The organism is Nitratireductor arenosus, from assembly GCF_009742725.1.
Taxonomy (GTDB): domain Bacteria; phylum Pseudomonadota; class Alphaproteobacteria; order Rhizobiales; family Rhizobiaceae; genus Mangrovimarina; species Mangrovimarina arenosa.
Genome location: NZ_WPHG01000007.1, coordinates 138,232 through 152,888, shown reverse-complemented (window position 1 = coordinate 152,888; position 14,657 = coordinate 138,232). Strand labels below are relative to the sequence as shown.

14 protein-coding genes are annotated in these 14,657 nt (G+C 65.0%); 13 read left to right on the top strand and 1 reads right to left on the bottom strand.

All coding sequences use genetic code 11. The features are described from left to right. Window positions 1-16: 16 nt before the first annotated feature. From GN330_RS21190 to GN330_RS21140, 11 genes are all read left to right on the top strand, one after another. On the top strand, window positions 17-880 hold the full coding sequence (locus GN330_RS21190) for an ABC transporter permease (RefSeq protein ID WP_156715304.1): 864 nt from the start codon (window positions 17-19) through the stop codon (window positions 878-880). 4 nt (window positions 881-884) lie between these two features. Then, window positions 885-1,706, top strand: coding sequence for an ABC transporter permease (locus GN330_RS21185; RefSeq protein WP_156715302.1), 822 nt, complete (start codon window positions 885-887; stop codon window positions 1,704-1,706). Between the two features lie 48 nt (window positions 1,707-1,754). Next, window positions 1,755-2,891, top strand: a complete 1,137-nt coding sequence (locus tag GN330_RS21180; protein ID WP_156715368.1) for an ABC transporter ATP-binding protein — start codon at window positions 1,755-1,757, stop codon at window positions 2,889-2,891. A 340-nt stretch (window positions 2,892-3,231) separates the two neighbouring features. Continuing rightward, entirely contained in the window at window positions 3,232-4,626 is a 1,395-nt protein-coding gene (locus tag GN330_RS21175) for an amidase family protein (protein ID WP_197435268.1), read from the top strand. A gap of 28 nt (window positions 4,627-4,654) precedes the next feature. Next, window positions 4,655-5,047 (top strand): carboxymuconolactone decarboxylase family protein, encoded by a 393-nt coding sequence (locus GN330_RS21170; RefSeq protein ID WP_156715298.1) that lies wholly within the window; start codon window positions 4,655-4,657, stop codon window positions 5,045-5,047. Continuing rightward, on the top strand, window positions 5,044-5,958 hold the full coding sequence (locus tag GN330_RS21165) for an NAD(P)-dependent oxidoreductase (protein WP_343041019.1): 915 nt from the start codon (window positions 5,044-5,046) through the stop codon (window positions 5,956-5,958). The genes GN330_RS21170 and GN330_RS21165 overlap by 4 nt, the downstream gene beginning before the upstream one ends. A gap of 33 nt (window positions 5,959-5,991) precedes the next feature. Continuing rightward, a complete protein-coding gene (locus GN330_RS21160; protein WP_156715296.1) occupies window positions 5,992-6,930 on the top strand; it encodes an N-carbamoyl-D-amino-acid hydrolase in 939 nt (312 codons plus the stop codon). Window positions 6,931-6,995: 65 nt separating this feature from the next. Then, window positions 6,996-8,453 (top strand): dihydropyrimidinase, encoded by a 1,458-nt coding sequence (gene hydA / locus GN330_RS21155; protein ID WP_156715293.1) that lies wholly within the window; start codon window positions 6,996-6,998, stop codon window positions 8,451-8,453. A 284-nt stretch (window positions 8,454-8,737) separates the two neighbouring features. Further along, window positions 8,738-9,643 carry a polysaccharide deacetylase family protein gene (locus GN330_RS21150; RefSeq protein WP_343041018.1) on the top strand — a complete coding sequence of 302 codons (906 nt, stop codon included), beginning with the start codon at window positions 8,738-8,740 and terminating at the stop codon, window positions 9,641-9,643. 62 nt (window positions 9,644-9,705) lie between these two features. Continuing rightward, window positions 9,706-10,026, top strand: coding sequence for a hypothetical protein (locus GN330_RS21145; protein WP_156715291.1), 321 nt, complete (start codon window positions 9,706-9,708; stop codon window positions 10,024-10,026). Beyond that, window positions 10,023-10,994: a CobW family GTP-binding protein gene (locus GN330_RS21140; protein WP_156715289.1), complete on the top strand. Its 972-nt coding sequence runs from the start codon at window positions 10,023-10,025 to the stop codon at window positions 10,992-10,994. Before GN330_RS21145 ends, GN330_RS21140 begins: the two co-directional genes overlap by 4 nt. Before the next feature lie 13 nt (window positions 10,995-11,007). Here the strand turns inward: GN330_RS21140 and GN330_RS21135 are convergent, their stop codons facing one another. Further along, complete coding sequence (locus GN330_RS21135; protein WP_156715286.1) at window positions 11,008-11,913, bottom strand: LysR family transcriptional regulator; 906 nt, start codon at window positions 11,911-11,913, stop codon at window positions 11,008-11,010. Between the two features lie 130 nt (window positions 11,914-12,043). Here GN330_RS21135 and GN330_RS21130 point away from each other — a divergent pair, with 130 nt between their 5' ends. Both GN330_RS21130 and GN330_RS21125 read left to right on the top strand, forming a co-directional pair. Continuing rightward, window positions 12,044-13,432 carry an MmgE/PrpD family protein gene (locus GN330_RS21130; protein ID WP_197435267.1) on the top strand — a complete coding sequence of 463 codons (1,389 nt, stop codon included), beginning with the start codon at window positions 12,044-12,046 and terminating at the stop codon, window positions 13,430-13,432. Window positions 13,433-13,481: 49 nt separating this feature from the next. Then, window positions 13,482-14,654: an acyl-CoA dehydrogenase family protein gene (locus GN330_RS21125; RefSeq protein ID WP_156715284.1), complete on the top strand. Its 1,173-nt coding sequence runs from the start codon at window positions 13,482-13,484 to the stop codon at window positions 14,652-14,654. Window positions 14,655-14,657 lie beyond the last annotated feature (3 nt).

Here is a 14,657-nt window from a genome sequence, read left to right as displayed (position 1 = left end):
CCGGACATTTTGCAAGATGAACAGCAGATCCTCAGCCCTTCCCTATATTCAGGTCTCGCCGCTGGCGCTGGTCCTGATCCTGTTTTTCACCATCCCGGTCGCGCTGGTGCTCGTGGTAAGCTTTTTCCGCTACCAGATGCTGGTCGGCATCGTTCCCGATTTCACGTTCAAGAACTATGCTGACATCCTGACCAACCAGACCAACTGGCTGCTCTACTGGTCGACGCTCAAATTCGCCGTGATCGTGCTCGCGATTACCGGTTTTATCGGTTTTTGGGTCTCCTATTTCCTGGTCTTTCACATCCGCAATCTGGTGACCGCGATCGCGCTGTTTCTGGTGTGCACGGTGCCGTTCTGGACCTCCAACATCATCCGTATGATCTCGTGGCGTCCGGTGCTCGGGCGCGAGGGGCTGGTCAACCAGGCCCTTGTCGGCAGCGGGCTGACGGATCAGCCGGTCGAATGGCTGCTTTATTCGGATTTCGCGGTGGTGGTCGCCTATGTCCATCTGTTCACGCTGTTCATGATCGTGCCGATCTTCAATTCCATGGCGCGCATCGACAAGTCGCTGCTCGAGGCGGCGATGGACGCTGGCGCCAGCCGCTGGGGCGTGATCTGGAACGTCGTGCTACCTTTGTCCAAGACCGGCATCGCGCTCGGCACGCTGTTCGTCGTGACCTTGGTTATGGGCGATTTTTCGGTCGTCACCGTCATGAGCGGCGGGTTGTCGGGATCGGCGGCGTCCGCGATCTTCAACGACCTCCAGTTCCTGAACTATCCGCGGGCCGCCGCCAACGCGGTCATTCTCTTGATCGTCGTCCTTTTGATCGCCTCCGCCATCTTCCGTCTGGTCGATGTGCGCAAGGAGCTTGTCAGGTAACGCCATGCCGTCCTCCCAAGACCGCAGACCCTGGACCTTCTACGTCCTCGCCTTGCTGATGCTGCTGTTCGTCCTGTTCCTGTACGGGCCGATGATCTCGGTGCTTGTGCTGTCTTTCCAGGGCCCGTCGGCGTCGCTCAATTTCCCCCTGCGCGATCCCTCGCTGATCTGGTTCGACGAGCTCTTCAACCCGACGCGCGTCGGCGACGTGCCTGGTGCCTTCTCGCGCTCGCTGCCGCTTGCCCTCGTCGTCATGGTGCTGACGGTGCTGATTTCGGTGACGGCGGGCTTCGGCTTCCGTCACCGTTTCCGCGGTTCGGGCGCACTGTTTTATATGGCGATCGCCAGCCTGATCATTCCCGGTCTGGTGCTGTCAATCGGCATTCTGGTGACCGGGCAGTTCCTCGGCCTGTCGGCGAGCTGGTACGGGACCGCGCTGGGCGCCCATCTGACATGGACGTTGCCGTTCGGCCTCCTGATCATGTTCGCGATCCTCGGACGGCTGAGCCCGTCCTACGAGGAAGCCGCGTTCGATCTTGGTGCCAGCCGGTGGCAGTCGATCAAGGACGTGGTCGTGCCGATCGTGTTTCCCGGCATGATCGCTGTCGCGCTGTTCGGCTTCACGCTGTCTTATGACGAATTTCCGCGCAGTTGGCTGACGGTCGGCACCAAGAACACCCTACCGCTGGAGATCTGGACGATGACGACCAACGTCACCTCGCCGGCGCTCTACGCACTGGGCACGGTGACGACGGTGATCTCGTTCTTCGTGATTGCCGTGGCCCTGGGCTCGATCATCCTCATTCAACGCAGACGGTCGAAATAGATGAACTTCACACCTGTTACAGCTCCGTCCGGCGCCTCGGCGGCCGATATGTCGAACTCCGGCGAGATCCGTCTGGTCGATCTGACCAAGAAATTCGGCGACACCGATGCGGTCAAGGATATCAACCTGACCATTCCGCACGGGTCCTATTGCTGTCTTCTCGGCCCGTCGGGCTGTGGCAAGACGACGATCCTGCGCATGATCGCCGGGCACGAGACGCCGACATCGGGCGAGATCACCATCGGCGACACGTCGGTGGTCGGCCTGCCGCCGGTGCAGCGCGGCACGGCGATGATGTTCCAGAGCTATGCGCTGTTTCCGCATTTGAGCATTCGCGACAACGTCGCCTTCTATCTGAAGATGCGCGGCGTGGGGAAGGACGAGCGCCGCAAGCGCGCCGACGAGATGCTCGAGCGCGTACAACTCGCGCATCTGCGTGACCGCATGCCGGCGCAGCTTTCTGGCGGCCAGCAGCAGCGCGTCGCCCTGGCGCGCTCGCTGATCACCAATCCGCGCGTGCTGCTTCTCGACGAACCGCTTTCGGCGCTCGATGAATTCCTGCGCCTGCAGATGCGGGTTGAGCTCAAGACGCTTCAGGCCGAACTCGGCATCACCTTCGTGCATGTCACCCACACTCAGCCCGAGGCGATCGCGCTCGCCGACATGGTGGTGGTGATGGATACCGGCCGTATCGATCAGGCCGCCAGTGCGCGCGAGATCTACAACAGTCCCGCCACGCCCTATGTGGCCCGCTTCATGGGTGCGCAGAACGTGCTGACCGGAGCGGTCGAAGGCATCGAGGACGGTATTGCGAGGCTGAAGAGCGCGCGCGGCGAGACGTTCGAGATTCCCCGGCAGAATGTCACGCCGGCGATAGGCGAGGAGATGTCCTTTTCCGTGCGCCGGGACTACATCGCCATCCGCAAGCGCTCCGATATCGAAACCGAGGCGGCGGCCAACGCCGTCTTCGGCACGGTCGACTCCATCGAATATCAGGGCAATTTTGTGAAAGTGAGCCTGCAGGTTCCGGGCATGGACACCTTTGTCGCCAACGTTCCAGACCATGACTATTTCGTCGAGCCGATCGGACCCGGCGACGCGGTGGCGGCGAAATGGGACAAGCAGCACGCCCATGTGCTCGACCGGGTCGACACCGGGGTGCCGGAACCCTACGCGGCACGTTAGCGGGCGGCGCGGACACGACAACGAAACCGCGACCAGAATGGAAGGATAAAGACGACGGACTGAACAGCTAGTCCCCATCCGCAGAACCGCTTGGCGGTGTCATCCGACACGATGTGTCGCGCTTCTCGGCGCGCCGCAAGGGATGGTCTTTGTCCGGAGGCGCGCGCGACGCCGCGCCGCAAGGGCAGGATCCCCATATGCCTGGCGTTGAATGCAGCGGCCGCATTGCGCCGAAGACGGCGTGATGAATGCGCGCGGGCGGGCAACGATCATATGACACTATCCCACCACGGGCGGCTTGAGAAGCCCAGGCGGGTGGAGATCGCGAAGGAGCGGAAGAGTGAAAGACATCGAGGCGATTGCCCGTCGCACGGCCGGCGAAATCGCGTTGGCCTATCGCAACGGCGAGACCGATCCGGTCGCCGTGACCGAACATTTTCTGGAACGTATCGAAGATGCGAAGGCGGACCGCATCTTCATCGCGGTCATGCAGGAGCGGGCGCGCAGGGAGGCCCAGGCTGCAGCAGAGCGGTTCCGAGAAGGCCGGCCGCTGTCGCCGCTCGACGGTGTTCCGATCGCCTGGAAGGACCTTTTCGACACGTCAGGCGCACCGACCACGGCCGGCTCGTCGCTTTATCGCGACGCGGCGCCCAAACAGCACGACGCCTTCTGCGTGGCCAACGCGGCGGCGGCGGGCATGGTGACGCTCGGCAAGCTCAACCTGACCGAATTCGCCTATTCGGGCCTTGGCCTCAATCCCCACTACGGCACGCCTCTCAATCCCAACGACCGCCAGATCGCCCGCTCGCCGGGAGGCTCGTCTTCGGGCTCGGGCGCCGCGGTCGCGGCCGGGTTGGCGCCGTGCGCCGTCGGCACCGACACTGGCGGTTCGGTGCGCATTCCCGCTTCGCTCAACGGTGTCGTCGGACTGAAAACGAGCGAAGGTTGGATCGACAAGACCGGCATGGTGCCGCTTGCCCGCACGCTGGACACGATCGGCCCACTCGGCCGCAGTGTGGCCGACTGCGTGATGCTCGACATGGTGTTGCGGGGCGCGCCCGTGACTGAGGCACGGCGCGTTGACCTGTCGGGAACTCGCTTCGTGGCTGCGACCAATATCGTCCTTGAGGACGCCGAGCAGGCGGTTCTGGACAATTACGATGCCGCGATCGTGCGATTGGAAAAGGCCGGCGCCAAGGTCGAAAGGCGTTCCGTGAAGGCGCTGGAGATGGCGAGCCGCATGACGGCAAGCCACGGCTCGCTGGCGGCGGCCGAAGCCTATCACGAATATCACGATCTGGTGGACGGCCCGGATGGGGGCAAGATCGACCGCCGGGTGACCCATCGCATCCTGCAGGGCAAGGCGATGTCTGCTCACGACCTGCAATCGATCCTGTCGGAGCGCGCTGCCGCGATCGCGTATCTCGAGCAGGAACTGGCGGACGCTTTTCTGCTGATGCCGACGACGGCGACGACGGCACCGGAGGTCGCGCCGCTGGAGGCCGATGACGAGTTCTTCCACCAGGTCAATCTACGCACGTTGCGCAACACTATGCTGGGCAACATGCTGCGTCTGTGCGGCCTGGCCCTGCCGACCGGGCGTGACGGCGACGGCCTGCCGACCAGCATCCTGATTTCGGGGCTCTATGGTCATGACGTGCGGCTTATGAGCGCCGGGCTGGAGATCGAGCGTCTGCTGGACGGTCTGTTCGAGCCGACCTGGATGCGGGCGTGAACAAGATGATGCAGCAAGGACAGGCGAGATGAGCGGACAAAAACCAAGATCGGAAAAGTTCGAGCGCGGCCTGAAAACTCGTCGCGCTGTGCTGGGCGCGGACTATGTGGATAGTTCGCTCGAACAAGCCGACGAGTTCAATTGGGCCATGCAGCAACTCACGACCGAATGGTGCTGGGACGAGATCTGGAACCGGCCCGGCATTGAGCGGCGCGACCGCAGCATTCTCAATCTGGGCATGACGGCGGCGCTCAATCGGCCGCAAGAGTTCAAGCTGCATCTGCGCGGCGCGCTCAATAACGGCCTGACCAAGGACGAACTGAAGGAAATCTTCCTGCAGATCGGCGTCTATTGCGGCGTGCCGGCGGCCCTCGATTGCTTCCGCATCGCCAGGGACGTGTTCAAGGAGCTGGACGTGTGACGGCGACGGTGTCTGGCGATACGGGCCCTGTCGCCTTCATCGGGCTCGGCATGATGGGCCGGCCGATGGCCGAGCGTCTGGTCGCGGCCGGCTTCGATGTGCGTGGCGCCGACATGGCGGCCGAGGCGCGTCAGGCGCTCGCCGACAAGGGAGCGGTCGTGTTCGACAGCGCGCGCGCGGCGGCCGATGGCTGCGACATCGTCGTGACCATGTTGCCCGACGGATCGGTGGTGCGCGAGGTGCTTTTGGGCGAGGGGGCCGTGGCGACGTGCCTGAAGCCCGGGGTTCTGGTCATCGACATGAGCTCGTCGGCGCCGATGGGCACGCGCCTGCTCGGCGCCGGCCTGCTTGAAAGGGGTCTTGCGCTGGTCGACGCGCCGGTCTCGGGCGGGGTGGCCCGGGCGCGCGACGGCTCGTTGTGCATCATGGCCGGTGGCCGCCAGGCCGATGTCGCCCGGGCCCAGCCGCTGCTCGACGCCATGGGCGCGACGGTCATCCATGCCGGGCCGCTCGGCTGCGGCCACGCCGCCAAGGCGCTCAACAATTACGTGTCGGCGGCCGGCCTGGCGGCGGCTTGCGAGGCGACGCTGATCGGCGAGGCGTTCGGCGTCGATCCCGGCACGCTTGTCGACATTCTCAACGCCTCGACCGGCCGCAACAATTCCACCGAGGTTAAGCTGAAGCCTCACATCTTGTCGGGAAGCTTCGCTTCCGGCTTCGCCATGGCCCTGATGGCCAAGGATCTCCACACCGCCAGCGATCTGGCGAAAGAGCTGGGCATGACCGCATGCGGGGCCGAGCAGGCGGCTGCCCTGTGGTCGGCTGCCCTGGCCGATCTCGGCCAGGGTGCCGACCACACCTTGATCCACACTTTTTTGAACAAGCGGGCGCAGTCCCGCAAACCCGTCTGAGGCGGCTCGCCGCCGAACGAAGGAGGACGCGATATGGCAAGAGTGATCAACACCGCCTCGGCCCAAATGGGACCGATCAGCCGTTCGGAGACCCGCCGCGACACGGTACGCCGGCTGATCGAGATGATGCGCGAGGCCAAGGCGCGCGGCGCGGAACTGGTGGTGTTTCCCGAACTCGCCTTCACCACTTTCTTTCCGCGCTGGCTGATCGAGGATGAGGCCGAGCTCGACAGTTTTTACGAGACCGAGATGCCCGGCCCGGAGACCGCGCCGCTGTTCGAGGAGGCCAAGAAACTCGGCATCGGCTTTAATGTCGGTTATGCCGAACTCGTTCACGAGCAAGGTAAGAAGCGCCGCTACAACACCGCGATCCTGGTCGATCCCGGCGGCGAGATCGTTGGCAAATACCGCAAGGTGCATCTGCCCGGCCACGACGCGCCGCAGCCCGGCCGCACTCACCAGCATCTGGAAAAACGCTATTTCGAGCCCGGCAATCTCGGCTTCGGCGTTTGGCGCGCCTATGGCGGTGTGATGGGCATGTGCATCTGCAACGACCGCCGCTGGCCCGAAACCTATCGTGTCATGGGTCTGCAGGGCGTGGAGATGGTCATGCTCGGCTACAACACCCCCTACGATCACACCCAGCATCCCGACATCGACAGCCTGACACAGTTCCACAACCATCTGTCGATGCAGGCCGGCGCCTATCAGAACGCGACCTGGGTGGTGGGCACGGCCAAATGCGGCGTCGAGGAAGGTTCCAACATGGTCGGCCAGAGCGTGATCGTCTCTCCGTCCGGCGAGATCGTCGCCATGGCCTCGACCATCGGCGACGAGGTCATAACCGCGCGCTGCGACCTTGATATCGGCAAGCGCTATCGCGAGACGATCTTCGATTTCGCGCGCCATCGCGAACCCGACGCCTATCGGCTGATCGTCGAGCGCAAGGGCGCGGTGCCGCCGCCGATGTGACGAAGAAAAGACCGGTGCGACCGCCGCATCGGCCGAAAGGTTTTGAACAACGCAAGGAGGACACGATGTCGACCGTGATCAAGGGTGGAACCGTGGTGGCTGCCGACCGCAGTTACGAGGCCGACGTTTTGATCGAGGGCGAGACCATCGCCGCGATCGGGGACAATCTCGCCGGTGACAAGGTCATCGACGCCGAGGGCGCCTACATCATGCCGGGCGGCATCGATCCCCATACCCATCTGGAAATGCCCTTCATGGGCACCACCACCGCCGAGACCTGGGAGAGTGGCACCTTCGCCGCCTTGTCGGGCGGGACGACCATGGTGGTCGATTTCGTTATTCCCGGCGAAGACGGCATGCTCAAGGCGCTCGACGCCTGGGAGGAGCGCGCCGCGCGCCAGGCCTCGTCCGACTATTCCTTCCATGTCGCGGTGACCGGCTGGTCGGAAAAGATTTTCGACGATATGGCAGCGGTGGTCGGGCGTGGCGTCAACACCTTCAAGCATTTCATGGCCTATAAGGGCGCGCTGATGGTGAACGACGACGAGATGTTCGCCTCCTTCAGCCGCTGCGCCGCGATCGGCGCCCTGCCGCTGGTGCATGCCGAAAACGGCGACCTGGTCGCCGCCCTGCAGCAGAAATGCCTGGAAATGGGCATATCCGGACCCGAGGCGCATGCCTATTCGCGCCCGCCCGAGGTCGAGGGCGAGGCGACCAATCGCGCCATCATGATCGCCGATGCCGCCGGCGTGCCGGTCTATATCGTGCACACCTCCTGCGAGCAGGCGCACGAGGCGATCCGCCGGGCGCGCCAGAAGGGGATGCGCGTCTATGGCGAGCCGCTCATCCAGCATCTCCTGCTCGACGTGGGCGAATATGCCAATGCCGACTGGGACCACGCCGCGCGGCGGGTGATGAGCCCGCCCTTCCGCGACAGGCAGCATCAGGATTCTTTGTGGGCCGGGCTGTCGGCCGGTTCCCTGCAGGTGGTCGCAACCGACCATTGTGCCTTCACCACCGAGCAGAAGCAGTTCGGACGCACCGATTTCACCAAGATTCCGAACGGCACCGGCGGGCTGGAAGACCGGCTGTCGCTGTTGTGGACCCATGGGGTCGAGACCGGTCGGCTGACCATGAACGAGTTCGTCGCGGTCACCTCCACCAATATCGCCCAGATACTCAACGTCTACCCGCGCAAGGGGGCGGTCATGGTCGGCGCCGATGCCGATATCGTGGTCTGGGATCCGAAGAAATCGAAGACGATCACCGCCGCAACCCAGAAATCGATCATCGACTATAACGTCTTCGAGGGTCACGAGGTGCGCGGCATGCCGCGCTACACGCTCTCGCGCGGCGAGGTTGTCTGGGGCGAGGAGGGCTCCAACGAGCCGCGGCCGGGTCGTGGCCGCTTTGTCAAGCGTCCGCCGTTTTCCGCCGTCAACCGGGCGCTGTCGACCTGGAAGGAACTGACCGCGCCGCGCGCCGTGCAGCGGTCGGCCGAGCACATGCCGATCGGTGTCTGACGCCGCGCGGCCGGCGATACTAGAATCGGATCAATTGATAGCAGAAATGTATCAATAGGCTTTTGGTTTTAGCTAAAGCTATAAAATGGAAGGAGAATTGCGAATATCGTAGCGCTTCTATAGCATCCCGGAATATCCTCGACCTAGCCGGCAGCCCGCACGTGGGACCGGCACGACAGCGGCTTCGGGGCCGGGACCCGGCGGTGTCATCCATCGCGCGCACCGTCTTGAAGGGCGCGGCGCGGAAGAGAAAGTTCGGTTTTCACCTGGAAGGAGGACTCGAAGTGGCAAAGAAAGAGATTTTCTGTTCGTTCGGCACCGATATCGACTCGGTGGCGGGGTGGATCGGTTCTTATGGCGGCGGGGATTCCCCGTCCGACATCCAGCGCGGCGTGTTCGCTTCCGAGGTCGGCGTGCCGCGGCTGTTGCGGCTGTTCAAGAAATACGACCTGCGCACCAGCTTCTTCATTCCGGGCCACTCGCTGGAGACCTTTCCTGATCAGTGCCGGCAGATCGTCGACGAGGGCCATGAGATCGGCGCCCACGGCTATACGCACGAAAATCCGGTCGCCATGACGCCGACCCAGGAGGAGGCGGTGCTGGCCAAGTCGGTCGAGCTGATCGAGAAGATGAGCGGCAAGGCGCCGCGCGGCTACGTCGCGCCGTGGTGGGAAATGTCGAACAGCACCGCCGCCTTGTTGCAGAAATACGGCTTCAAATACGACCACAGCCAGGGCTATCGCGATTTCCAGCCGTTTTATGCCCGTGTCGGCGACAAATGGACTTTGATCGACTACTCCAAGAAGGCGGAGGAGTGGATGAAGCCGCTCGAGCACGGCAAGGAGATCGACCTGGTCGAGATCGGCGCCAACTGGTATGTCGACGACCTGCCGCCGATGATGTTCATCAAGAAGTCGCCCAACAGCCACGGCTTCGTGAACCCGCGCGACATCGAGGAATTGTGGCGCGACCAGTTCGATTGGGTCTATCGCGAGATGGATTACGCCGCCTTCTGCTTTACCATCCATCCCGACGTCAGCGGCCGGCCGCAGGTGCTTTTGATGCTCGAAAGGCTGATCGACTATATTAACGGCCATGATGGCGTGCGCTGGGTGCCGTTCGAGGAAATCGCCGACGATTTCCGCGCGCGTTATCCTTTCGAAGGCAAACAGCGCCCGCCGGTCATCTAAGCCGGTGGGGCAATGGCGGGCGGCGTTTGGCACCGCCCGCCGCGATCGAAGGAGCAGACAAGATGTGCGCCAATTGCGGTTTTCCGTCCGCCCCGGGCCACTGGACCGAAGCCGGCGCCTCGACGCCGACCGACCGCTTGCGGGCGCGGTTCCGCCGCGCCCAACTGCTTCAATCGGTGTTGCCGGCATTCGGCTTGAGCGTGCACGACGACGGCGCGATACCCGGCGTCACGCTTTCCGATCGCACCGGCCGGCATGAAATGGTCGATGACGTCAGCGAAGTGTGGCGCGCCGCCGAACGGATGAGCGGGCGCGTGATCGATCCGCTCGACCCGCAGTTCCTCGCCGAAGCGTGTGACGCGGAGGAGCGCGAGGACACATGAGCGAGGCCCGCGACGGGCGCATGCGGCTGACAGTGCTCGGCGGGTTTCTCGGCTCGGGCAAGACGACCTGGTTGCGCCACCAGTTGCATCACGGGCAGATGAAGGACGCGCTGGTGATCGTCAACGAGGCGGCCGAGGTGCCGGTCGACGACGCGTTACTGGCGCGGTCGGCCGAATTGCGGGTTCTGGCCGGGGGCTGCGCCTGCTGCGACGGGCGCGAGGCGCTGGTTGCCCTTTTGCGCGCCATCTGCGATGCGCGCGTCGGCGGCGACGACGCGCTGGCCTCGCTCGACCGCGTCGTGCTGGAAACCAGCGGGCTGGCCGATCCGGGCCCGATCGTCGATACGATCCGCACCGACCCTGTCCTGATCCACCATCTGATGGTCGACGAGATCGTCATCGCCATCGACGCGCTGTACGGGCTCGACCAGATGCGCCACGAGCCGCTGACGCTGCGTCAGATCGAAACCGCCGACCGGCTGCTGGTGACCAAGGTCGACGCCGCTGCCGAACCCGATCTTGCCCGGCTGGTGGCGACGCTGCAGGCGCTCAATCCCGGTGCGGCGATATCGGGAGCTGCCATGGGCAGCGGCGCCGGCCTGCCAGACCATGCCGGTATCGAACCGGTCGCGATCCCGCCGGCCGAAGGCAGCCGCGCGCCGGCTCCGATCGCCGCCACGCGGCTCGATCTTTCCGAGGCGACCGACTGGCCGGCCTTTTCGGTCTGGTTGAGCGCGCTGCTTCACGCGCGCGGCGACGACATCATGCGGGTGAAGGGCGTGGTGCGCACGCCGGCCGGCCGGCTGCTTCTGCAGAGCGTGCGTAAGGTCGTCCAACAGCCGGAAATCGTGCCCGAAGCCGGCGCGAAGCCGACCGACGACGACAATTCCGTGGTGGTGATCGGCCGCGGCTTTCGGGCCGAGGATCTGCGCAAATCTCTGGCCTACTTTACCGGCGAGCGGCGCTGAGCGGGTGGAGGTGTCATGTGGCGCGGGCGCCGGACACCAGGTGTTCGACCAGCGCATGGCCGAATGCCGGCAACTCGTCGAGCTTCTGCACGCAGATCTTGAGTTCGCGCACCGCCCAGCGGTTGGAAAGCGGCACGACCGCAATGGCGTGGTTGTGCTTGAGCCGGTTTGCCACCGAGCCGGGCAGCATGCCGATGCCGACGCCGGCCTCGACCATGCGGCATAGCGATTCAAAGCTGGACACCCGGATGCGGATGTCTGGCGCGACGCCCATTTCGGCAAAGATGTTTTCCATGAAGCCGTGTATGGCGCTGCCGCGCTGCAGCGAAACCAGGCTGAGTGCGGCCACCTCGGCGAAATCCACCATGTCTGCCCCGGCGAGCGCGTGGCCGGCGGGAACGGCAAGCACCAGCGTGTCTTTCTGATAGGCAAGCACGTCGAGTCCGTCGGTGCGCACGGTGCCGGCCAGGATGCCGATATCGGCGCTGCCGTCGGCCACGGCGCGGGCGATTTCCGGGCTGAGCCGCTCCTCCAGGTCTATGTCCACATGCGGGTGGGCGGCCAGGAAGGAGCCGAGCGCAGCCGGCAGGATTTCGGTCATCGCGGTCGTGTTGGCGAAAACGCGCACCCGGCCCCGCAGACCGCGCGAGAAGGCCTGCAGGTCACCATGCAGCCGTTCAAGGTCGCGGAAAACCCGTCGTGCATGCGTCAGCAGCGCCTCTCCGGCCGGGGTCAGGCTGACCCCCTGGCTGGTGCGCACCAACAACGGTGCGCCGAGCGCTTCTTCCAGGTTCTTGACCCGCATCGAGGCCGCGCCGACCGACAGATGCACGCGTTCGGCGCCTTTGGTCAGGCTACCGGCTTCCGCGATGCTGACATAGAGCCGCAGGTCCACGAGGTCGTAACGAAGGCCGGACATCGAGCCTTTTCTCCGGGAGCGTTTGCCTGTGCTGAAGGCGTGCTTCCTGAATAACGAATTGCGCCACGGGGCGCTACATGCAGGATGAGATGGGCCGGCCGCGCCCCGTCGGCCCTGGAGGAGCGCACCCATGCATGAGCAACTGGACGAGACACCGAGCGCCCGGCTGGCCGCCTTTGCCGCCGGGTTGCGTTATGAGGATATTCCGCAGCCGGTGGTGGAGCGCGCAGTCGATCTGTTCGTCGACTGGGCCGGTTCCGCGCTCGCGGGCAAGGGCGTGCGGCCGGTGGAGATCGTCGCCGCCTTCGCCGCCCGCATGGGGCCGGCGGACGGGCCGAGCGAATTGCTTGCAAGCCGCGGCTCCAGCTCGCCGTTGTTTGCCGCGCTTGTCAACGGCGCCGCCTCGCACGTGGCCGAGCAGGACGACGTCCACAACGGCTCGGTTTTCCATCCGGCCGCGGTGGTGTTTCCCGCAGCGCTCGCCGTCGCCCAGGCCAACCGCGCCTCGGGCCGCGATTTCATCGCCGCCGTGGTGGCCGGCTACGAAGCCGGCATCCGGATCGGCGAATTTCTCGGCCGTTCGCACTACCGTATCTTCCATACCACCGGCACGGCCGGCGCGCTGGCCGCCGCGGCGGCCGCCGGCCGGTTGCTGGGACTGAATCCCGCCGCCATGCTCGACGCTTTCGGCTCGGCCGGCACGCAGGCCGCAGGGCTGTGGGAGTTCCTGCGCGACGCCGCCGATTCAAAGCCGCTGCACACCGGCAAGGCGGCCGCCAATGGGCTGATCGCCGCCTATCTCGCCGCCGACGGCTTCACCGGCGCGAGGCGCATACTGGAAGGCGCGCAGGGCATGGGCGCCGGCATGTCGAGCGACGCCGACCCGGCAAGGCTTACCGACCGGCTCGGCGTACGCTGGGCCCTGGCGGAAACCTCGTTCAAGTTTCATGCCTCCTGCCGCCACACCCATCCGGCCGCGGACGCGCTGTTGAAGGCGATGCAGGACAACGATCTCACGATCGACGACATCGGCAGCGTCACGGCGCTGGTCCACCAGGCCGCCATCGACGTGCTCGGGCCGGTGACGGCGCCGGCGAGTGTGCACCAGGCGAAATTCTCCATGGGCACCACGCTCGGGCTGATCGCCGCCCATGGCCGCGCCGGCATGGGCGAGTTCCAGAACGGGTTCGACAGTCCCGAGATCGCGGGCTTTCGCGAGCGCGTCGCCATGCGGCTCGACGATGAGGTGAATGCCGCCTATCCGGCGCGCTGGATCGGCAAGGTTGCGCTGGAGACGCGCGACGGCCGCCATATCGAGGCCAGGGTCGACGATCCCAAGGGCGATCCCGGCAACACGCTCAGCCGCGAGGAGATCGACGCCAAGGTGCGCGGCCTCGCCGCCTTCAGCCGGGCCGCCGACGCGGCCGAGATGGACATGGTGCTGCCGCGCCTGTGGACGATCGAACGCGCCAACCATATCGGCGCGCTGATGCCCGCGCGCGGTGCCGGTCCCTCCTGAACCCGGCTTCGCCGCGCCCAAATCAACCAGACCAAAATCGGAAAACTTCATGACCATCAAGGATCTTCCGGAAGGCGAGGATATCGCCCAGATCAGGCAAAGCGTCAGACGGTTGTGCGCCAGCTTCGCCGCCGAATATTGGCGCCAGCTCGACCGCGACAACGCCTATCCGAGCGACTTCGTCAAGGCGCTGTCCGATGCCGGTTATCTGTCCGTGCTCATCCCGGAGGAATATGGCGGCTCCGGCCTGCCGCTGTCCGCCGCGGCCGCGATCCTGGAAGAGGTGCAGCGCGCCGGCGCCAACGGCGCGGCCTGCCACGCGCAGATGTACATCATGGGTGCGCTGCTGCGGCACGGCAGTGAGGCGCAGAAACAAAAATACCTTCCCGGCATCGCCGCCGGCGAATTGCGGCTGCAGGCTTTCGGGGTCACCGAGCCGACCAGCGGCACCGACACGACCTCCATCAAGACCTTCGCCCGGCGCGAGGGCGACCATTATGTCGTCAACGGGCAGAAAGTGTGGACCTCGCGCGCCGAGCACTCCGACCTGATGCTGCTTCTGGCGCGTACGACGCCGAAGGAGGAGGCCGAAAAGCGCACCGCCGGCATGTCGGTGTTCATCGTCGACATGCGCGACGCGTTGAAGGACGGCATGACGATCAAGCCGATCCGCACGATGATGAACCACGCCACCACCGAGGTGTTTTTCGATTCCGTGCGCGTGCCGGCCGACAACCTGATCGGCGAGGAGGGCCGGGGCTTCCGTTACATCCTGTCGGGCATGAACGCCGAGCGCATCCTGATCGCGGCCGAATGTATCGGGGACGCCAAATGGTTCATCGACAAGGCGAGCGCCTATGCCGGCGAACGGCGGGTTTTCGGCCGTCCGATCGGCCAGAACCAGGGCGTGCAGTTCCCGATCGCGCGCGCCTATGCGCAGATGCGCGCGGCCGAACTGATGGTCCACCAGGCAGCCCGCCTGTTCGAGGCCGGCGAGGACTGCGGCGAACAGGCCAACATGGCCAAGATGCTTGCGGCCGAGGCCTCCTGGGCGGCGGCGGAAGCCTGCGTGCAGACCCATGGCGGATTCGGCTTTGCCGAGGAATACGACGTCGAGCGCAAGTTCCGCGAAACCCGGCTCTACCAGGTTGCGCCGATCTCGACCAATCTGATCCTGAGTTATCTGTCCGAGCACGTGCTCGGCCTGCCGCGCTCCTATTGAGGA